The 21060-nt window shown below is 39.5% G+C and carries 21 protein-coding genes; 10 read left to right on the top strand and 11 right to left on the bottom strand.

All coding sequences use genetic code 11. The features are described from left to right. Positions 1 to 14 precede the first annotated feature (14 nt). Genes hisS through CVS92_RS03355 form a run of 8 tightly spaced genes read left to right on the top strand, consistent with a single transcriptional unit; the run spans position 15 to position 7846 of the window. Positions 15 to 1241 carry a histidine--tRNA ligase gene (hisS, locus tag CVS92_RS03390; protein ID WP_107788508.1) on the top strand — a complete coding sequence of 409 codons (1227 nt, stop codon included), beginning with the start codon at positions 15 to 17 and terminating at the stop codon, positions 1239 to 1241. Continuing rightward, positions 1238 to 3073 (top strand): biosynthetic arginine decarboxylase, encoded by a 1836-nt coding sequence (gene speA, locus CVS92_RS03385; protein ID WP_107788507.1) that lies wholly within the window; start codon positions 1238 to 1240, stop codon positions 3071 to 3073. Before hisS ends, speA begins: the two co-directional genes overlap by 4 nt. Positions 3074 to 3084: 11 nt before the next feature. Further along, positions 3085 to 4263, top strand: coding sequence for a pyridoxal phosphate-dependent aminotransferase (locus tag CVS92_RS03380; RefSeq protein ID WP_107788506.1), 1179 nt, complete (start codon positions 3085 to 3087; stop codon positions 4261 to 4263). Then, complete coding sequence (gene thiS, locus CVS92_RS03375; protein WP_103628245.1) at positions 4263 to 4466, top strand: sulfur carrier protein ThiS; 204 nt, start codon at positions 4263 to 4265, stop codon at positions 4464 to 4466. The genes CVS92_RS03380 and thiS overlap by 1 nt, the downstream gene beginning before the upstream one ends. 7 nt (positions 4467 to 4473) lie before the next feature. Then, a complete protein-coding gene (gene thiF / locus CVS92_RS03370; protein ID WP_107788505.1) occupies positions 4474 to 5325 on the top strand; it encodes a sulfur carrier protein ThiS adenylyltransferase ThiF in 852 nt (283 codons plus the stop codon). A 1-nt stretch (position 5326) separates the two neighbouring features. Next, the gene (locus tag CVS92_RS03365) at positions 5327 to 6091 is read left to right on the top strand and encodes a thiazole synthase (protein WP_107788504.1); all 765 of its coding nucleotides are present in this window, start codon (positions 5327 to 5329) and stop codon (positions 6089 to 6091) included. After that, positions 6091 to 7245 (top strand): 2-iminoacetate synthase ThiH, encoded by a 1155-nt coding sequence (thiH, locus tag CVS92_RS03360; protein ID WP_107788503.1) that lies wholly within the window; start codon positions 6091 to 6093, stop codon positions 7243 to 7245. The genes CVS92_RS03365 and thiH overlap by 1 nt, the downstream gene beginning before the upstream one ends. Then, on the top strand, positions 7232 to 7846 hold the full coding sequence (locus CVS92_RS03355) for a thiamine phosphate synthase (RefSeq protein WP_234398691.1): 615 nt from the start codon (positions 7232 to 7234) through the stop codon (positions 7844 to 7846). The genes thiH and CVS92_RS03355 overlap by 14 nt, the downstream gene beginning before the upstream one ends. A gap of 161 nt (positions 7847 to 8007) precedes the next feature. Here the strand turns inward: CVS92_RS03355 and CVS92_RS03350 are convergent, their stop codons facing one another. The 11 genes from CVS92_RS03350 to CVS92_RS03300 form a co-directional block, all read right to left on the bottom strand. Continuing rightward, complete coding sequence (locus tag CVS92_RS03350; RefSeq protein ID WP_199906404.1) at positions 8008 to 8451, bottom strand: hypothetical protein; 444 nt, start codon at positions 8449 to 8451, stop codon at positions 8008 to 8010. Beyond that, on the bottom strand, positions 8452 to 8991 hold the full coding sequence (gene mog, locus CVS92_RS03345; protein WP_084041370.1) for a molybdopterin adenylyltransferase: 540 nt from the start codon (positions 8989 to 8991) through the stop codon (positions 8452 to 8454). Between the two features lie 10 nt (positions 8992 to 9001). Further along, positions 9002 to 10678, bottom strand: coding sequence for an ATP-dependent metallopeptidase FtsH/Yme1/Tma family protein (locus CVS92_RS03340; protein ID WP_413784234.1), 1677 nt, complete (start codon positions 10676 to 10678; stop codon positions 9002 to 9004). After that, positions 10641 to 11882 (bottom strand): tRNA (N(6)-L-threonylcarbamoyladenosine(37)-C(2))-methylthiotransferase MtaB, encoded by a 1242-nt coding sequence (mtaB, locus tag CVS92_RS03335; protein WP_199906403.1) that lies wholly within the window; start codon positions 11880 to 11882, stop codon positions 10641 to 10643. The genes CVS92_RS03340 and mtaB overlap by 38 nt, the downstream gene beginning before the upstream one ends. Next, positions 11879 to 13468, bottom strand: a complete 1590-nt coding sequence (locus CVS92_RS03330) for a mechanosensitive ion channel domain-containing protein (protein WP_107788502.1) — start codon at positions 13466 to 13468, stop codon at positions 11879 to 11881. The genes mtaB and CVS92_RS03330 overlap by 4 nt, the downstream gene beginning before the upstream one ends. Beyond that, complete coding sequence (aroB, locus tag CVS92_RS03325; RefSeq protein WP_107788501.1) at positions 13465 to 14502, bottom strand: 3-dehydroquinate synthase; 1038 nt, start codon at positions 14500 to 14502, stop codon at positions 13465 to 13467. Before aroB ends, CVS92_RS03330 begins: the two co-directional genes overlap by 4 nt. A 2-nt stretch (positions 14503 to 14504) precedes the next feature. Next, positions 14505 to 15923: a COG3400 family protein gene (locus CVS92_RS03320; RefSeq protein WP_107788500.1), complete on the bottom strand. Its 1419-nt coding sequence runs from the start codon at positions 15921 to 15923 to the stop codon at positions 14505 to 14507. Between the two features lie 92 nt (positions 15924 to 16015). Next, entirely contained in the window at positions 16016 to 16576 is a 561-nt protein-coding gene (locus CVS92_RS03315) for an ABC-type transport auxiliary lipoprotein family protein (RefSeq protein ID WP_021090524.1), read from the bottom strand. Continuing rightward, positions 16573 to 17505, bottom strand: coding sequence for an MlaD family protein (locus CVS92_RS03310; protein WP_087577005.1), 933 nt, complete (start codon positions 17503 to 17505; stop codon positions 16573 to 16575). The genes CVS92_RS03315 and CVS92_RS03310 overlap by 4 nt, the downstream gene beginning before the upstream one ends. Then, entirely contained in the window at positions 17506 to 18246 is a 741-nt protein-coding gene (locus tag CVS92_RS03305; protein WP_107788499.1) for an ABC transporter ATP-binding protein, read from the bottom strand. Continuing rightward, entirely contained in the window at positions 18243 to 19349 is a 1107-nt protein-coding gene (locus CVS92_RS03300) for an MlaE family ABC transporter permease (protein WP_103580338.1), read from the bottom strand. Before CVS92_RS03300 ends, CVS92_RS03305 begins: the two co-directional genes overlap by 4 nt. A 78-nt stretch (positions 19350 to 19427) precedes the next feature. Between CVS92_RS03300 and tgt the strand changes: the two genes are divergently transcribed. Beyond that, a complete protein-coding gene (gene tgt, locus CVS92_RS03295) occupies positions 19428 to 20558 on the top strand; it encodes a tRNA guanosine(34) transglycosylase Tgt (protein ID WP_103580337.1) in 1131 nt (376 codons plus the stop codon). Beyond that, the coding region (locus tag CVS92_RS03290) for a peptidylprolyl isomerase (protein WP_107788498.1) at positions 20548 to 21060 on the top strand (513 nt) is incomplete at its 3' end. The genes tgt and CVS92_RS03290, both read left to right, overlap by 11 nt.

The following is a 21060-nucleotide window of genomic DNA, read 5'->3' as shown; positions in this document are numbered from 1 at the left end:
AAAAGGATAATGCGATGATAACGGCACTTCGTGGCATGAAAGATATGCTTCCAGCTCGCGCAAAACTTTACGCACAGATAATAAAAACCTGCGAGGAAGTCGCAAAAAACTACGGATATGAGCAAATTTTGACCCCGCACCTCGAAGAGACGGCGCTTTTTAAACGAAGTGTCGGCGAGAGCAGTGACATCGTGGGCAAAGAGATGTATCAGTTTGAAGACAAAGGCGGCAACGACGTTTGCTTGCGTCCTGAGGGCACGGCTGGCGTGGTTAGAGCGTTTATCGAGGCAAAACTTGACAGGGCAAATGTGACAAAGCGCTGCTTTTATCACGGCTCGATGTTTCGCTATGAGCGCCCACAAAAAGGTCGCTTGAGAGAGTTTCACCAGTTTGGCTGTGAGTGTTTTGGCGAGGGCAGTGTCTATGAGGATGCGAGCATTATCTTGATGGTGAGCGAAATTTTTAACAGACTAAACATAAAAACAATCCTAAAAATAAACTCCCTTGGCGACGAGAGCTCGATGAAGTCTTACAAAGAAAAGCTCGTTAAATTTTTAGATGAAAATGACGATAAAATTTGCGAGGACTGTAAAAGACGCAAGCTTTTAAATCCTATCCGTGTGCTTGACTGCAAGGTTGAGAGCTGTCAAGAAATTTACAAAAACGCTCCGGTTATCACTGATAGCTTAAGCGATGAGGCGCAGGCTGATTTTGCAAAACTACAAGAAATTTTAACGGCAAATGGCGTTAAATTTGAGATAGATACAAAGCTCGTTCGTGGGCTAGACTACTACTGCAAGACGGCGTTTGAGTTTATCAGCAATGAGATCGGCTCACAAAGCGCAGTTGCCGGTGGTGGCAGATATGATAGGCTTGTAGAGTATCTTGGCGGTAGAGCCAGCTACGGCGTTGGATTTGCGATGGGCGTTGAGAGGATAATGGAAATTTTAGGTGAGGCCGAGGATGAGCGAGATGGAGTTTATCTTTGCGCGCTTGATGCGACGAATTTAGACTTTGTCTATGCGCTTGGCTCAAAGCTTCGCAAAAAATATCAGGTTGAAATTTCTTATGAAGCCAAAAAACTTCAAAAACATCTACAAAATGCCGACAACAAAAATGCGAAAATTTTCCTTTGCGTAGGTGAAAACGAGATGAAAAAGAATAAAATCTGGTACAAAAATTTAGAAACCAAAGATGAAAAAACGATAAATTTAGATGAGCTTGAAAAGGAGCTGGGATGAATGATTTTGGACTTAGCATTTGGGGCAATTCAAATTTTGTTATAGAAGATGGCAAAGTCTGTATAAATGCAGCCAGCAAACCAGCGATCATAGACATAGTAAAAGAGATAAGAGACGACGGATATAGAGGGCCACTACTGCTTCGCTTTCCGCACCTTATCCAAAAACAGATCGAGCAGATCCACGCAAGCTTTGCAAAAGCAAAGAAAGAATTTGCCTACAAAGGCAGCTTTAATGCCGTATTTCCACTTAAGGTCAATCAATATCCAGGCTTTGTAAAAAACCTAGTTCGCCTTGGCAAGCCCTACAACTACGGCCTTGAAGCTGGTAGTAAGGCTGAGTTACTTTTAACTATGGCTTACAATAACGAAAAAGCTCCAATAACCGTAAATGGCTTTAAAGATAAGGAGATGATAAATATAGGCTTTATAGCCGCTGAGATGGGGCATAACATCACGCTAACGATCGAGGGCTTAAACGAGCTTGAAGCGATAATCGCCATCGCAAAAGAACGCTTCAAACCAAAACCAAAGATCGGACTTAGAGTAAGACTGCACTCGACAGGATCGGGTCTTTGGGCAAAAAGTGGTGGCATACACTCTAAATTTGGCCTAACATCAACAGAGCTAATAGAAGCTGTAAAGATGCTAAAAAAGGCAAATTTACTTGAAAATTTCACAATGATACACTTTCACATCGGCTCTCAAATAAGCGAGATACATCCGCTCAAAAAAGCACTAATCGAAGCTGGCAACATCTATGCTGAGCTTAGAAAAATGGGCGCCTCAAATTTAAAAGCGATAAATTTAGGTGGCGGCCTTGCGATCGAATACTCGCAGTTTAAAGAAGAAAGTAGCAGAAACTACACACTAAACGAATATGCAAACGACGTTGTTTATATGCTTAAAACTATAAGCGAGCAAAAAAAAGAGATCGAGCCAGACATATTTATAGAGTCAGGTCGCTACATCGCCGCTTCTCACGCACTTTTAGTCGCTCCCGTGCTTGAGCTATTTTCTCAAGAATACACCGAAGAGAAGCTAAATTTAAAGAAAAATAATCCAAATTTGATAACCGAGCTAGTCGATCTTTATAAATCAATCAAACCTTCAAATGCCCTAGAATACCTGCACGACGCTATCCATCACACAGAGAGCGTTTTAACACTCTTTGATCTAGGCTATGTCGATCTGCAAGATAGATCAAATGCAGAGGTGCTTTTAAGGCTCATCAGCAAAAAGGCTGTCGTGATGCTTGGTAACAAGAGCAACTCAAGCGATCTGGCCAAAATTCAAAAAGAGGTGCAAGAGAGATACTTGCTAAATTTCTCGATCTTTCAAAGCTTGCCTGACTTTTGGGGGCTAAAGCAAAATTTCCCTATTATGCCGCTTGATAGGCTCGATGAACGCCCTACTCTGCCAGCTTCGATCTGGGATATCACCTGCGATAGCGACGGCGAGATCAGCTATGACGATGAGAAAAATCCACTGCTTTTACACGACGTGGATGTGGAGAAGGAGGATTATTTCTTGGGATTTTTCCTAGTTGGCGCATATCAAGAGGTGATCGGCATGAAACACAACCTCTTTACTCATCCGACAGAAGCTACAGTGGAGATAACAAGCGATGGCTACAAGATCACAAATTTACTAGAGAGCCAGTCGATCCTTGATATCATGGAGGACATGGACTACGATATCTACGAGATCCAAGACACTCTAAATGAGCGCTTAGAGAAATCAACTCTGATAAACGAAACACAAAAGAAGCAAATTTTGGGCGAACTTTATCTATTTTTAAATGATAATAGCTACTTAAAGACAATCAACTAAAAAGGACGAAAATGCAACTAGCAAACAGAATGCAAACATTGAGCGAATCAATCACAATCGCTATCAGCACAAAGGCCAAAGAGATGAAGGCTGCTGGCATCGACGTGATCTCGCTTTCAGCTGGTGAGCCTGACTTTATGACTCCAAAAAAGATAAGAGAAACTGTAAAAAACGCACTTGATAACGATAGCAAAAGCGGCAAATACACGCCAGTACCGGGCCTGCCAGAGGTTATAGAGGCCATTAGAGCAAAGCTAAAAAGAGATAACGGGCTTGATTATAAAGCAAATCAAATCGTCACAAACATCGGCGCAAAACACTCACTTTTTAATGTATTTCAAGCGCTTATCAACCCAGGCGACGAGGTTATCATCCTATCTCCATACTGGGTGAGCTATCCTGAGATCGTTAAATTTTGTGGCGGTGTGCCTGTATTTATCGAGGCGGACGAGAGTACAAATTTTAAAATCACAGCCGAGCAGCTAAAAAAAGCGATCACACCAAAAACAAAGGTCTTTTCGCTAAATCATCCAACAAACCCAACTGGAGCTGTATATACGAAAGAGGAGATCACGGCATTTGGCGAGGTTTTAAAGGGTACTGACATCATCGTTACAAGCGATGAAATTTATGAAAAAGTGATCTACGGCAAGAAATTTCACGCAGTGGCCTCAGTGAGCGAAGATCTTTTTAAAAGAACGGTCACGATAAATGGCCTAAGCAAGTGTGGCGCGATGCCTGGCTGGAGATTTGGCTATATCGCAAGCTCAATGGACTGGCTCATCGCTGGCATCAAAAAGCTTCAAAGTCAAAGCACAAGCAACATCAGCTCGATCGTGCAAATAGGCGCTATCCCATCACTTCTAGGCGAAACTGACGAAGATATCGAAAACATGAGAAAAGAGTATGAAAAAAGACGCGATGTGGCAGTTGAGATGATAAATGCTATCCCTGGGCTAAGCGTAGTTAAGCCTGATGGCGCGTTTTATCTATTTATAAAATGCAAAGATGTAGATAGTGACTCGCTTAGATTTTGCAAAAAAATGCTTGAAGAGGCGAACGTAGCGACCGTGCCAGGTGTAGGCTTTGGTATGGAGGGATACTTTAGAATTTCTTTTGCAACTGACATCGAGAGCATAAAAAAAGCGATCGAGAGGATCGCAAATTTTGTAAAAAGCTACAAAATTTAATGATCAAATTTAGTGTAAATGGCAAAATTTTCGAGCTTGAAAACGATATAAATGTTTATGAATTTTTAGCTCAAAATGGCTATGAGCTTAAATTTATAGCCCTTGAGCGAGACGGAGAAATTTTGCCAAAAAAGCTTTGGCGTGATAGCTTTATGAGCGAGGGCAAAGCTTATGAGATCGTCACTTTAGTTGGCGGTGGATGAGGAGAAAATGATAGAGATTGTATTAAATGGCGCAAAATTTAAGGTGCCAGTAAAAAGCCTTAGTGAGCTAAAAGAGCTTGCACTTGGTGATAAAGAGAGTGAAATTTATAAATTTTTAGAGAAATTTAACGCGACAAAGCCAGATATTTTTATCGTTGATGGCTTTGCTATAAAAGAAGATAGCGAGCTAAAAGATGGCTCAAATGTCGTATTTATAAGGCGTGGCGTGATGCCTGAGCGTGAAGTTTTACGCGCGATGATCGCCTCACGAAACAGCCCTGAGCTAAATTTAGCCCTAAGTAAAGCGGTGATCGGCGTGGCTGGACTTGGCGGTCTTGGCTCAAATATCGCGCTAAGCCTAGCTAGAGTTGGCGTAAAAAAGCTAGTGCTTGCCGACTTTGACGTCGTTGAGCCAAGCAATCTAAACCGCCAGCAGTATTTCGTCCGCCACATCGGCTTAAAAAAGACGCAGGCGCTTAAAGAGCTGATAAATGACGTCAATCCCTTTGTCGAGGTCGAAACTCACGATATATTTTTGGACGAAAAAAACGTGGCTAGCGTCTTTGGCGAGTGCAAAATTTTATGCGAAGCCTTTGACAACGTCGCTGGCAAGGCGATGATACTAAACGAAGCTGGGGCAAGCTTAAAAGATAAAAAGATCATTGGCGCCTCTGGCATGGCTGGATACTTTAGCTCAAATCTCATAAAAACCATAAAATTTGCCAAAAATGTCTATCTTTGCGGTGACCTCACGAATGAGGCGAAGATCGGTCAAGGGCTCATGGCACCACGCGTTGCAATCTGCGCAAATCACGAGGCAAATTTAGCCATTAGACTGCTTATGGGTTTGGAGGCGTAAGTTGCAAAGTGATAGTTTGATCCTTGGCGGCAAGGAGTTTCAAAGCCGCTTCATCCTTGGCTCTGGCAAGTACTCGCACGAGCTCATCGACTCAGCCATAAACGAGGCTGGCGCGCAGATCTTAACCCTTGCTCTTAGGCGCATAAACGAGAGCAAAGAGCGAAATATACTTGACTTTATCCCAAAAGGCGTGACGCTTTTGCCAAACACAAGTGGCGCTAGAAACGCCAAAGAGGCCGTTCGCATCGCCCAGCTCGCACGTGAGCTTGGATGCGGCGAGCTTGTTAAGATAGAGATCATAACTGATTCTAAATTTCTCTTTCCAGACAATATTGAAACGATAAAAGCGTGCGAAGCCTTGGCAAATGACGGCTTTGTGCCGATGCCTTACATGTTTCCGGATCTAAACGCTGCAAGAGCGATGCTAAGTGCGGGAGCAAGTTGCATAATGCCTCTAGCTGCGCCCATTGGCTCAAACCAAGGGCTAGTTTTTAAAGATATCATCGAGATTTTGATAAACGAGCTTGACACGCAGATCATAGTTGATGCTGGCATAGGCAGGCCATCACAAGCGTGCGAAGCGATGGAGATGGGAGCAGCTGCGATCATGGCAAACACAGCTATCTCCTCATCTAAAAACATTCCACTCATGGCAAGAGCCTTCAAAGAGGCGATCATCGCTGGTCGCAACGCCTATCTAGCAGGCCTTGGCGCAAAGAGCAAAAGCGCAAACGCCTCATCGCCGCTCACTGGATTTTTAGACTGATGAAATTTTCTAAAACCGATCACATGCAGCTACTACCTCACATGCAGGATGTTGGCAGTGAGATCATGGATGAGATTTTAAAAGAGCGCGCGAGCTATAAGCCTGAAATTTACAGCGAAGCAGACGTAAAAGCAGCTCTTAATGCAAAGCACTGCTCACTTGAAAATCTAAAAGCCCTGCTCTCGCCTGCTGCAGCGCCATTTTTAGAGCCAATCGCCCAGCTAGCTCAAGCAAAGACAAGAGCAAATTTTGGCTCAAATATCACGCTTTTTACGCCGCTTTACATAGCAAATTACTGCGATAACCTCTGCGTTTATTGCGGCTTTAACGCTAAAAATAATATAAAAAGGGCAAAGTTAAGCGACGAGGAGATCACAAGGGAGCTAAGTGAAATTTCAAAGAGCGGCTTAGAAGAAATTTTGATCCTAACTGGTGAGAGCGAGACCAACTCAAGTGTAGCCTATATCGCAAACGCCTGTGCTTTGGCAAAGAAATTTTTTAAAGTCGTTGGGGTTGAAATTTACCCGCTAAATTCAGACGGCTATGCCCTTCTTCACAAAAGTGGCGCAGACTACGTGACCGTCTTTCAAGAGACCTACAATCCCACAAAATACGAAAAAATCCACCTTGGTGGCAATAAAAGAATTTTCCCATACCGCTTAAATGCGCAAGAGCGAGCGCTTCTTGGAGGCATGAGAGGAGTTGGCTTTGCGGCACTTCTTGGCATAGATGACTTTAGGCTTGACGCCTTTGCTACGGCACTTCACGCAAGCTTAGTTCAAAAAAAGTATCCGCACGCTGAGATCGCATTTTCATGCCCAAGACTTCGTCCTATCATAAATAATGATCGCATAAATCCGCGTGACGTGGGCGAGCGCGAGCTTTTGCAAGTAATCTGCGCTTATAGAATTTTCATACCAACAGCCAGCATAACGATCTCAACCAGAGAAAAGGCGAAATTTCGCGATAACGCCGTAAAGATCGCCGCAAATAAGATAAGCGCTGGCGTAAAAGTAAGCATCGGCGCTCACGGCGAAGAGAAAAAGGGCGACGAGCAGTTTGAGATAAGTGATAGCAGAAGCGTGGACGAGATCAAAGCTATGATAAAAGCAAATGGCTTAGAACCACTAATGAGCGAGTATGTCTATGTTTAAAATTCTCTGCGTGGCTGACTTTGAAAGCTACGAGGGCAATGACTTTTTAAAGAGGATACAGCTACTTTGCAAGGCTGGCGTGGATGAAATTTTGCTTCGTGCAAAGGGGCTAAACGAGGCTCATTTTTACGATCTTGCTAGGGTTGTGGCTCAAATTTGTGAAAACTACCGCAAGAAATTTATCATTAATCAATTTTTTGACGTAGCCTGCAAGCTAAAAGGCGACTTTTGGCTCACTTCGGCGCAGCTTGAATTTTTTAAAAATCACAGCGTTTTTTTAGATGAATTTAGAAAAACAGCTAAAATTTACGCCCCAGCTCACGACCTAGAGCAGGCTAAAATTTCAGCCTCTATCGCCGATGTGCTGGTCGCTTCTCATATATTTACCACCTCTTGCAAGGCGGATTTAGAGCCAAAAGGAATAAATTTTATAAGCGAGCTAAAAAGCTTAGATAAAGAAATTTACGCACTTGGCGGACTGGGCAACCAAAACTACAAAGAGACCATAAAAGCTGGCGCAAACGGCATTTGCTTTATGAGCCTAGCAATGAACGGCGATATGAAGCTTATAAAAAAGATAGCAGAGAGCAAAAACGGCTAAATTTAGTATAAATTACATAAAATAATACGTAAAATTTTACTCATTTTTGCTAGCGATATATGTTTTTATATCAAATATAAGTAGCGTCACAAGCGATGGCAGCATATAGGAGTTTAGCACTAAAAGCAGCGACTTTGTCAAATTTGACTTTATTAAAGTCTCTATGTCAAGGCTGCTGTTGTAGTTAAAAAATATAGCAAGGCAAACTCGCTAACAAGAACTATGCGAGAGATCTTTAGCAAGATGTCATTTCCCAGTCTTGCAAATTTATCATCGACCACAAGCGACAAAGTGATCCAGCCAAGCAGCCAAATTGAGCAGGCTAAAGCATAAACAGTAATGCTTTCATCAAATTTTTCAAGTAGTAAAAATACCAAAGGTTGCAAAAATACAAGGCTAGCGATAAACCAAAGAAGTGAGCTAAAGGCTAGCAGGCAAACACAGCCAAAGATAGAAATGGCAGAGATAAAGCCAAAAACCTCTAACCCAAGATAGTAGGCCAGCGCATAGGATAAAAAAGAAAAAACAAGCCAAATTTTAATAACAAGTCGCCACCTATTTGCAAAGGCAGTGGCTTTTAAATTTAGGCTATCTGTCAAACCCATTTACGAGATTTTCTTTTGTTTTGGACGAAATACTTTCATGACATTTTCGTCAGTTTCAATAAATGCTCCCTCTATCAAGTCAATGCAGTACGGAACTGATGGAAATACCGGCTCCAAGCACTCTTTTATAGCCTTTGGCTGACCTGGTAAATTTATGATGAGTGCATGGCCTCTGATGCCTGCTGTTTGGCGTGATAGGATCGCTGTTGGGACGTATTGCAGGCTTGCAGCTCTCATTAGCTCGCCAAAGCCTGGCATCATCTTCTCGCAAACCACCTCAGTAGCCTCTGGCGTAACGTCTCTCACTGCCGGTCCTGTGCCACCGGTAGTGAGCACAAGGTCGCAGCCAAGCACGTCCACCATGTACACAAGCCTCTCTTTTATCAGCTCAAACTCATCTGGTATAACCTCGTAAAAGTACTCACGCTCGCTCACTATCCAGCTGTCAAGCACCTCTTTGATCGCTGGACCTGATTTGTCCTCGTATGTGCCTTCGCTTGCACGGTCAGAAAGGGTTAATATACCTATTTTTGCTTTCACTTTTTCTCCTTTAGTAGTTTTCATTTAAAATTTTTACCAGCGTCTCTTTATCTACACTCTCGTACGCTAGCAGATATGAGCTGATCTTTGCGATCTGCTCGTTTGTACCCTTTAAAAAGGACATTATCTCTTCTTTTGCTTGTTTTAAAATTTCTTCTACATCATTTGGATTAGGGACAAATGAACTTCCCATGCCGTATTCATAAACCATCTTTGATGCGATCTCTTTGGCTAAATTTAGATCACTGCTCGAGTTTGAAAAGATGTCGTTTTCATCTATCTCAAGCTTGCACATACCAGCGATGAGCACCTTGATACGAGATATCATCTGCGACTTTGACTCGATCTCTTGCTCTGTGGCCATAAACCTATCTTCTATAAGAGAAATTTTTTCAAATTTCACATCAAACCAGTAAGCACTTAGCGCCTTTGCTCCTTGATAAATGGCTTGAATTTTCTTTTCGTTTTCGCTATAGCTTAGCACCTTTTTCTTACCGAGCAAGACCTTGTTTAAAACAGCCTCAAAATCTCTCATTTTAAGCACACTCTCGCCGTTTCTTAGGGCATTTATCGCAGCTTCATTTACAAGCGTACTAAGTGCCGCACCTGAAAAGCCAACGCTCATTTTGGCGATATCCTCAGCCGCCACTTCGCAGTTTTTATCTTTTAGATATGTGTTTAAGATCGCTACCCTATCGTTAAAATCAGGCATAGAAAGAAAAATTCTCCTATCAAAACGCCCTGATCTAAGTAGTGCCTCATCGATCATTTCGATCCTATTTGTGGCAGCTATAACGATGACGCCCGAGTTATCTTCAAAGCCGTCCATCTCAGTTAGCAGCTGATTTAGCGTGGCTTCTCGCTCGTCGTTTCTAGTCCCACCCCTGCTCTTACCAACAGCATCTATCTCGTCGATAAAGATGATTGACGGCGCATAGGACTTGGCTCTACTAAAAAGCTCTCGTACTCTCTTTGCGCCCATGCCGACATAAATTTGCACAAAGCTTGCACCGTTTTGATAAAAAAATGGCACATTTGCCTCACCAGCAACTGCCTTTGCCACAAGCGTCTTACCAACGCCTGGAGGGCCGATCATCAGCACGCCTTTTGGCATTTTGATACCAAAATTTCTATATTTTTGTGGATTTTTAAGAAAATCAACTATCTCGCTAAGCTCGCTTTTAACCTCACTAATACCAGCTACATCGCTAAATCTCACATTTGAGATGACTGGCATAGTGTTTTGATTTAGCACGCTTTCTATCTCAAATGCGCCATCTTTTTTGCTAAGCAAGCTCTCCTCTTTTTTTCTGATACTTCTAAAGATATAAGCATACCAAAGTACAAAGCAGACAAAGATGATAAATCCCCAGATCATGCCAGGAGTGATGTATTGCTTAGTCTTTTCAACAGGCACTTTTTTAATAAGCTCTTTTAGATCGATGCCCTCTTTTATGATAGAAAAGCGATTGTTTTGTGCATAAAGTATAACTTCATCACCGTCTATGACTGCTCTATCGACAAAATTTCCCTCCATGAGCTGCATATACTGAGAGTATGTGATATTTCGTGGCTCTTTGCTAACGGCAAAAAGTAGCACACCTATTAAAGCAATGGCGGCGATTATTAGGATATTTTTTCTACTAAATTTAAATTTTTGCATAATTGGCATCTGGCTTAACTTCATATTCGCTTACCTCCACCCACTCTTTTGTTATATCTTTTTGGCTTAAAATTTTAGCTTTGTTGTAAAACTGATCAAAACCCTCGTAAAACTCACCATTTTTTTGCTCGACTAAAATTTTCAAAGCTCCGTTATGTTTTTTTCTAAAATTTTCATTATTTTGCAAAGCTATACCTTGTAAAATTTTTAGCCTACTTTTTGCTACATCGCCGCTAACATCGCTTTTTAGCGTAGCTGAGTGCGTATCACGCCTTGGCGAATAGACAAAAGCATGCAGATGCGTAATAGGAAATTTTTTAAAATTTTCAACCGCCTCTGTCCATATCTCCTCACTCTCACCAGGATGACCCACGATATAGTCCGTGCCAAGGGCAAAGCCAAGAGAGCTAAGCTCATTAAAAAGTTCCAAATCACTAAATGCGTTATTTCGTCTTCGCATGATCTTTAACATCGCCTGACTCGTGTGCTGAAGTGCGATGTGCAAATGACGCTCCAGCCACTCTTCTTTTAAAATTTCTCTAAAGCTCTCATCTATCTGGCTTGGCTCAATGCTTCCAAGCCGAATGCGTCTAATGCCAGAAATTTTACCCAAGTTTGCTAAAAGCTTACCAAGAGAGCTATTTGTATCTTTGCCGTAACTGCCTATATTTGTGCCAGTTAAGACAAGCTCATTATAGCCGTTTTGGGCTAAAATTCTTGCCTCTTTTAATATCATGGTCTCATCCATACTTCTAGCCTTACCGCGGACCGAAGGGATGATGCAGTAGCTGCAGCTAAAGTTGCAGCCTTCTTGAATTTTTATAAAAGCCTTTGTGTGATTTTCATAATTTGTAACTATATTTTTATCGACCGAGTTTAAATTTCCAAGCTCAAAAAATGGCTTTTCTTGCTTTAAAAGTTCATTTAGATCGCTCTTCTTGCTAGCTCCAAGTACGCCAAATATACCGCTATTAAATAGCTCTTTGCCCTTACTAACCGCGCCACATCCAGTCAGCACCACCTTTGCCCCACGCCTTTTTACGCCGTTTATGTAGTTTCTGACACCACTATCAGCAGAATTTGTAACAGTGCACGAGTTTATGACCACGATATCAGCGCTCTCTTCATCATTTGTGATCTCGTAGTCCTTGATATAGCTTTTTAAAAGCTCTGTATCATAGATATTTGTGCGACATCCAAATGTTTTAAAAAATATCTTTTGCATCAAACACTTTCGCTCTCTTGCTCACCATAGGCTGTATGATCGCTTGGATTTTCTTTTTTGCCTATAAACATAGTTTGTGTTGGATAAGCGATCTTTATATCATCTTGAGCTAAAAATGCTTCTATTATCTCTGCGCTAATAGTGCTTCTAAGAGCCAAAGTCGCATAAGAATTTGCCATATACCAACATGAGACATTTATACCATAAGGCTCAAAAAATGTATAAATTCTTGGCTCGACATTTGGGTTTTTGATGCTGTACTGGCTTCTTAGTTTATTCATCTGGCGTTTTGCGATATCGGTATAGCCTTTTGAGTATTTTTTAACGACATTTCTTGCTAGATACACAGCTTTTTTATGATTACTATCAAAGCTTATAACGATATCTATACCATCCCAAACGGTCTTCATACCATAATGAGCATAGTTTGCGATGAGGTCAGTAAAGATATAGTTATTTGGCACAAAGATAATTCTACCTGCACGGCGGTTCGTCTTATAAGTCGAGTAGCTAACATCCTCAAAAACGGTCAGCCTAAGTAAAGAGATATCGATCACATCGCCCACAAATTCGCTACCATCATGAAGCACCCTTATCCTATCACCCACATGTATAGAGCCGCCAAACATGATCACCATCCAGCCAAGCATACTCATAAACATATCTTTCATCGCAATGGCGATACCAGCTGAAGCAAAACCTAGCACGGTTACTAGATATGTGACGTTTTCGATATACGAAAAAAGTAAGATTATGATGATAACGGTGATATTTAAAACGTTTAAAAATTTATTGACCGTGTAAAATCTCTCATTATCGGTAATTGTTCTTTTAACGATAAATTTAGCGATAAATGTTAGCCCGATCGTCAAAAGAATGATGATAGCTGTATAGCCCATACTTAAAAACTGGGCTTTTATATCAGAGGTGGTTAAATTTATAGCCTCATCAGCTCTTTTTTCATAGACATTATAAGTTGTATCAGCGATCTGTTTTGCAGCTTTAAAGTCACCTATTTCTTGTTTTACCAAGTTTAGGCTTTCCCTATTTTGCTCATTTTCTTCTATCAAATTTAGTCTATTTAGTAAATTCTCTTTTGTTTCAAGCTTTTCTAAAAGCGTATCAAGCTCTTTTATATGCCTTTGATACTCAATCTTATCACTCTTTATCTTTTTGATATACGAAAAGCCAGATATAAGTGCAACAGGACTTGTTATCCTTGGTGGAGTATCCATTTCAGGAGCTGCTAACATATTTGAAAATGGCGTTTTTTCATACTCTTTTAGTAAATTTATCTGCTCTTTTAGAGTTTGGATTCTCTTTATGATATCACTGCCTCTTCTTGAGCTTTTATCTAGCTTTTTTAGTTCATTTTCATTTTTTTCAAGCTCATCAATAAGCCTTTGATAAGTGTTATAGTTAGCATATCTTGTGATCCAGATATTGTTTTTTAGGGAGTTATCTAGATTTGAAATATCTTTTATAAGCTCGTTATTTTGTAAATTTTGCGAGCCATTTTGCTCAAGCGTAACGTTTTCTTCGGCATAAAGGGTAAAGCAAAAAAGTATTAAAACTATGATCTTTTTCATTTAAATTCTCTTAAAATTTTTAAAACATCTTCTTTTTTGACGTCATTTTTGATGATCGCACTGCCGATTTTATCTGCAATGATGAAATTTATCTTATCATCTTTTGTCTTTTTATCCATAAAAAATGCCTCGTAAAATGCATATTCATTTTCTATTTTGTAGCTTACTGGAAGGCCAAATTTCATTAAAACCTGTTTGATATTCTCTGCTTCTGCCTCGCTAATGAGCCCTAGTTTTACACTTAAGCGATTTGCCATATTCATACCTATTGCCACCGCCTCGCCATGTAAAAATTCTTTATAATTTGTCTCATTTTCTATAACGTGAGCAAAGGTATGGCCGTAGTTTAGGATGGCTCTTAGCCCTTTTTCTTTCTCATCTTGTTCAACCACTTTTGCTTTTAAAATTACCGACTTTTCAACCAGCTTAGCTAAGTTTTCATCATCTAAATTTACGCTTTTTAGCCAATCAAACATCTCTTTATCAAAGGTTATCGCCATCTTTAAAGCCTCAGCCACGCCAGCTGCAAATTCTCTCTTTGACAGTGTTTTTAAGAAATTTATCTCACAAAAAACCGCCTTTGGCTGATAAAAAGAGCCTATTAAATTTTTGCCAAATTTATTATTCACTCCAGTTTTTCCGCCCACACTCGCATCAACTTGCGCTAGAAGCGTAGTTGGAATATTTATGAAGCTTATTCCTCTTTCATAGATGCTCGCCGCAAAGCCAGTCATATCGCTTATGACGCCACCACCAAAGGCGATTAGCGTAGATGAGCGATCAAATTTACTAACAAAAAGCTGCTCTAAAATTTGCTCTATCGTTTCAAGGTTTTTATACTCCTCGCCGTCAGGCACACTTATAATAAATTTCTCATCGCATTTTAAAACACTAAGTAGTTTTTCAAGATGAAGCCCTGCTACTTTAGCATTTGTAACGATACCAACCTTACCTTTTAACTCAAGATTTTTAAGCTCATTTATATAAATTTTATAGCCTGACGCCTTTTCTTTAAGATTTAAATTTATCTGCATTTCTACTCACTTACTGGCACAAAAAGCTGTGCATTTTGGCTTAGTTTTTTATAAAGCCTATTTAAATTTGTCGATAAAAAGGCAAATGCCCCACCATTTGCCACGCTTTTAGTAAACATTACAAAATGAAGCAAATCTTTTGTATTTTTTAGTTTTACAAGCGGATTTTTAAGATTGTGATTTTCTATCTTTATGCGTTTAGAAAATAGCGCGCTAATGCTCTCAAAATGCTCTCTTAACGCCTCATCATCGCTATGCTTATTATCAAAATAGTAAAATTTCATCTCCAAATCAAGCTGTGCACAGCAGTCTGTTATCACGGCTGATTGATTCTCCACTTCTTGACTTTGATCGCCTAGTATAACGCCCTCTTTTATATTTGAGAGCAAAATTTTACCCGTTTTTAGCACTGGAAGTTTTAGTTCGTAAAATAGCTTTTTAAATTTAAAAAAGTACTTATCATCGCTTAAGATTAGGCCGATGTCGTGCTTTAAAACATCATGTTTTATAGATTTGTTATCACTATTAAAATAATCCATCAAAACGATGATGTTTTTCTCTTTTATCGCTTTTAAAGTATCTAAATTTTCACCTAAAGTTGGATTTATCACTCTAAAAAAAAGGCGTTTATTATTTAGCTTTGAATGCAAATACAAGCTATCCTTTATGAGCTTGCTAACACGTTCTTTGTCCATCGAGATCATATCGATCAGCACATAGATGTTGCTACCAAACGGACTTGGAAACTGCCCACTTTCACGCTTGATCGAGCGATAAACATTTTGAAGCACATTTGGATCACCAACGATTAGTAATATATCGCTTGGCTGAATCATTACATTTGGCTTTGGCAAGATGATCTCGCTGCCTCGATATATGAGAGCTATTCGCCATTTTTTTTGAGCTACTGAGCTAATGTGACGATACATATAAGAGCTACCTATTGGTACCTTAACTTCCATGATCTCGCCCTCACTAAGCCCGATATTATCGGCTAAAACTGGTAGATCTGGCAAATAGTCCATAAGCCTTGATGCTGCAATATCTCTGATATCAACCACGCTTAAGTGTTTATCACTTGCAAATATTTCTTTGCATTTTTCATCAAGCTCCCACGAGTTCATAAAAACAGCCTCGGTCTTTGTGCTGATCTGTCTTAAATTTTCATAAACTGCAACCGCTTCATTTTTATCATCGCAAACTATACAAAACTGACTAAAATAGTCATCGCTCACGCTTTTTAGCTTTGAGAGGCTAGTTGGGTCAAACTGGTAAAATGTAAAATTTTCATAATTTGATTTTTGGCTGTAATCCTCACTTGAAACAACGATATAGTGATGTAAATTTGATTTTGTTTCAAGCAGTCTGTTTAAAAAATTTCTTGCGAAAGTTCCATCTGCGATTATTAAAATTTTCTTCATCAATTCTCCGTATTTTAAAGCTCACATTATAACAAAAGGTCTTTAAAATAAGCTATCTTGGCTATAAATTTAAAATTTACAGCCAAGAAAATTTAAGAGATTATTTCAGAGATTAGCGTATCGATTGCTAAATTTGTAGCCTTATTTATCGTATCAAAAATAGTACTTGAGCTTGGATCTGGACAGAAAATTTCTTTTGTGATCATGCCTGATTTTAGTGAAGTGTTTGCATTAAATAGCTCGTAAGCTAGTGAAACTTCGGCTTTGTCGCCTCTTATCTGAAGTGAGATGATGCTCACTTTTAGTCTAAGATCCTTTGCATTTGGTGAAAATATCGGCTTTGCAGCACAGTTTGAATAAAGTCCTTTTACAAGCGATTTATAGACCATTTCGCTTGGCTCAGATACAAATTTAGCATCGCTTAGGTATCTGATTTTATTATTCTCAGCTACGATCAAAATTTTTCTAGTATCGACCATATCAAGAGCGCTTACATTTTCGATGAAGACATTTTTTAGCTCTTTTTGCTTGTTTTCAGCTGAGCATGCCTTGTTTGAATAGTGAATTTCATACATCGTTGCAACTGGCACATCCGTCTTTAGCGAGCAGCCAAGAAATAAAAGCGTAGCCGTTAGAAAGATTAAATTTCTCATTTTTTATCTCCTTTGTCATTTGGCACTGGATTTGTAAAGAAAAACTCGTAAGGATTATCTTCAAGCCTTTGAAGCGCGCCTCTAAATTCGCGAAGCGTCTTGTCAAATCCATTTAAAAAATCACTCGCTTCTCTTAATAACGGCCCAACTGTATTTCTAAGGTCGTATTCACCATCTTTAGCCTTTTTTGTGATGAGCTCTTGCAGCGAATTATATCCGGTGATAGCCGAATTTGCCGATACAAAAACTTGGTTTGCATTTGAAATTAGTCTATTTAAATTTTTAACCAGTTCTTTTGTGTCGGTTTTGTTTAAAGTGTCTGTAAAATTTTTCACATTTTTAACGATACTATCAACCTCACTTAGCCCCTCTTCGTCTGTTAAAACTTGTGTAAATTTATCGATATTTTTAAGGACCGACTCTACGTGAGCGATATTTTCAGGCGAGAAAAAGTTATCGACTTTATCAAGTGTTTGATTTATCTTTAAAGTAATGTTTTCAGCGTTGTTTCCAAGCTTTGAAAAGAGGCTCTCTTCAAGCTGCAAGATAGGCTTTTGACCTGATGTAAAGTCTTTTGTGCCACGGCTTATATTTATACTAGCCACACCGCTGATGGCCTGAACTTCTATACTTGCCACGCTATCAGCCTTTATCGGCAGATCTTCTCTAATTTTCATTGTGATGTTTATAAGAGCGTTTTTATCATCGACAAAATTTATATCACTAACACTTCCAGCTGGCACACCGATAAATTTAACCGTAGAATCGACCTTTAGACCACTTGGTAGCTCGGTTGTGTGGATGTAGTACTCTTTAAAATCAACCTTTGTATTGTTTTTACTAGTCATCCACCAGATAAATATCGCAAATGCTGTAAGGCAAGCCATAAAAAACATGCCAACAATGGTATAAGAATTTCTATTTTCCATCTACTTTTTCCTCATTTTAAATAGCTCTTCAAGTGGGTTGTTTTTAAGATATTCAAGCTCTTTTATATTTCCCTCAAAGGCTATTTTTTTGTTATCTATTATCAAAAATCTATCCAAAATATCAAAAATACTATCAGCATCATGAGTCACCATGACAACAGTCACGCCGATGCTATCACGAAGCTCTTTTATGAGCGCGTCCATCTGCCGCGAGCTAACAGGATCAAGGCCGCTGTTTGGCTCATCTAAAAATAGTACCCTTGGGCTTAGCACCAAGGCTCTTGCAAGTGCGGCACGCTTTTTCATACCGCCACTTAGCTCACTTGGATAAAGCATCGAGACCTCTTTTTTAAGCCCCACTTTTTGTATCCAAAACATCGCTATCTCATCGATCTGACGTTTGTTAAATTTAGAGTACTCATGAAGCAAAACGCCCACGTTATCAAGGATCGTCATCGAGCTATAAAGTGCGCCAAATTGAAACATCGTCCCACTTTTTAGCTTGATCTCTTGCTGCTCTGCTTGACTACTTTTCCACATATTGACGCCATCAAAAAATATATCGCCCTCGCTTGGCTTTTTTAGATATATCATCGTCTTCATAAGCGTCGTTTTGCCAGCGCCACTGCCACCTAAAAAGCCATAAATTTCAGCCTCTTTGACGCTCCAGCTCACGTTATCGTGCATTATCTTATCGCCATAACTTGTCGTTATGTTTTTTCCAACTATTATCTCGTTCATATCTTTAGCCACATAAAAATTATCGCAAAAAACGCATCAAGTGCAATGACCCAAAATATCGCATTTACAACGCTAACGGTTGTCATTGCTCCAAGGCTTTGAGCATTTTGACTCACACCAAATCCTCTCATGCAGCCAATTATTGCTATTACTGCGCCAAAAAATGGAGCTTTTATCATACCAACAGCAAAATGCCTAAGCTCGACCATCTCGCGAAATCTATTTAGATAGTCGCTAAAACTGATATCAAGTATCGTTTGGCAAATGATCATCTGCCCTAAGATGCTTATGCTATCAGCTATAAAGATAATGACTGGCACACAAAGCACCATTGCGATGATGCGCGGCAGCACCAAAAAGTTAAACGGCTCAAACCCCATCGTCTTCATCGCATCTATCTCCTCAGTTAGCTTCATGGCGCCTATTTGCGCTGTAAAGCTAGAAGCTGACCTACCTGCGATGACAATAGCAGCGATGAGTGGAGCCACTTCTCTAAGCGTCAGCATACCCATGATCTCTACTATAAAGATACTTGCCCCAAAGCTTGCAAGCATCGCACTGCCAAGATAGGCAAGCACGACACCTATCAAAAAAGCGGTGAGTGAAACGATAAAAACGGCATTTACGCCGCCATCTTTTATATAGTTACTAAATTCTCTAAATCTAAGACTGGCTGGATTAAATAAAATTTTTACGCTTTTTATTAAAAATTCGCCCAAAAATGTACCAAACTCAGCTAAATTCACAAAACCTTCACAAATTTTTTCACCGAGTCGTGAGAAAAAATTTAGACTATTGTGCGGCGGCATGTAGTTAAAATCGATCTTTTCATCATTTAAAAGATCGCCCATTGCCTTTATATTCTCATCATTTGTAATGATCTCAAATTTCTTACCATTTAGTGCATTTCTTAAAAGTATCAAAACAGCGTAATCAATGCTTTTTAGCTCACTAAAATCAAATTTAACATTGCCGCTAAGTTTTTGGATTTTTTTAAAAATGCTTTGTAAATTTTTTGCGTCTTTATAGCTAAACTCACCTATAAATTTTATAGTCTGAGCGCCATTTGCCACTACAAAAATGACATCATTTTTATTTTGCAAAAAGTTCCTTTGCCTTAAAATTTCTGGATTATATTATAAATTTTGTTAAAATAAAAAATCAGAAAATAAGGGATAACAATGAAATTTGAAGTTATAAAAAAAGATGGCAACGCAAGGCGTGGTATCCTAACAACTGCCCATAGCGTTATACAAACGCCAGTTTTCATGCCAGTTGGCACGGTTGGCGCGGTTAAAAGCTTAGACGCCTTTGATATGAGTGAAATTTTAGACGCAAAGATAATCTTAGCAAACACTTACCACATGTATCTACGCCCTGGTAGCAAGGTCGTGCGCGAGTTTGGCGGACTTCATGGATTTTCTAAATTTGAGCGCTCATTTTTAACTGATAGCGGTGGATTTCAGGCATTCTCGCTTAGATCAAACACCAAAAATGATGATGGCGGGATAAAATTTAAAAGCCATATCGACGGCAGCACACACTACTTCACACCAAGATCTGTCCTTGACACGCAGTATGACCTAGGTAGCGATATTATGATGATACTTGATGATTTGGTTGCCCTACCTGCTGAGCCAAAGAGGATCGATCTAAGCATAAAGCGAACGATAAAATGGGCAAGAGAGGCGATTGATTATCACAAATTTATGCAAAACAAGGGCGTTGGGCTAAACCAAAATATCTTTGGTATCGTTCAAGGAGGTACTGATTATGATGCGCGTAAATTTTGCGCCGAAGCTTTAAATGAGTTGCCATTTGATGGCCTTGCGATAGGAGGTCTAAGCGTTGGCGAGAGCAACGAGGCGATGTATGACACTGTTGAGGCGGTTATGCCATTTATGGATGAGCTAAGGCCGCGTTATCTAATGGGCGTTGGCACACCAGAAGATCTCGTGGAAAACGTGGAGCGAGGCGTTGATATGTTTGACTGCGTAATGCCAACAAGAAATGCAAGAAACGGCACGCTCTTTACTAGCTTTGGCAAGATAAATATAAAATCAGCCAAATTTATAAACGACCACGCGCCAATCGACCCACAGTGTCAGTGCTATACCTGCAAGCACTACTCCAGAGGCTATCTAAATCACCTTTTTAAGGCAAGGGAGCTCACATTTTTTAGGCTAGCAAGCCTTCACAACCTGCACTACTATCTAAATTTAATGAAAGAGATGAGAGAGGCGATAGAAAGAGGCGAATTTGCCAAATTTAAGAAAGATTTTTATGCTAAAAGGGTAAAAAATGAGCTATAAAAGTTCAGTTTGTGGATATTTTTATGGCGATGAATACGACTATATTTTACTTGTTTCTTTCACACAAAAACAAAGCTATAAATTTTTATTTAAAAATAGCAAAATTTACAAAGAAGATTTTGATCACGAATGCGATAAAAACGAGTTTGAAGCGGCCCTTAAAAAACTATGTAATGAATATGCAAATAAAATTTTAGAGCATCAAGATGAGCTAAATGAGTATGAAAAAATTTATGCTAGTCGAAAAAACTTTAATCAATTTATTAAAAGACACCACTTTTTAAAATATGAGATTAGAAAATTTCAAAACAAGATATCTCATTTTTATGAAACCCTTTCGATTTGTCAAAGTGAGCAACAAAATTTAAAAAAAGAGCTTAAAAATAGTACTCATGAGGCAAATGTTTTTAGAACAATGGCTAATGAATATGCCTGCAGAATCGATGATATTTATACATTTATACAAAGTATAAAAAACGACAAAATCAATCAAAATATTTAT

The organism is Campylobacter concisus, assembly GCF_003048555.1.
Lineage (GTDB): Bacteria > Campylobacterota > Campylobacteria > Campylobacterales > Campylobacteraceae > Campylobacter_A > Campylobacter_A concisus_AO.
The sequence above is the reverse complement of the archived record's forward strand: the minus strand, read 5'-3'. Positions and strand labels throughout refer to the sequence as shown.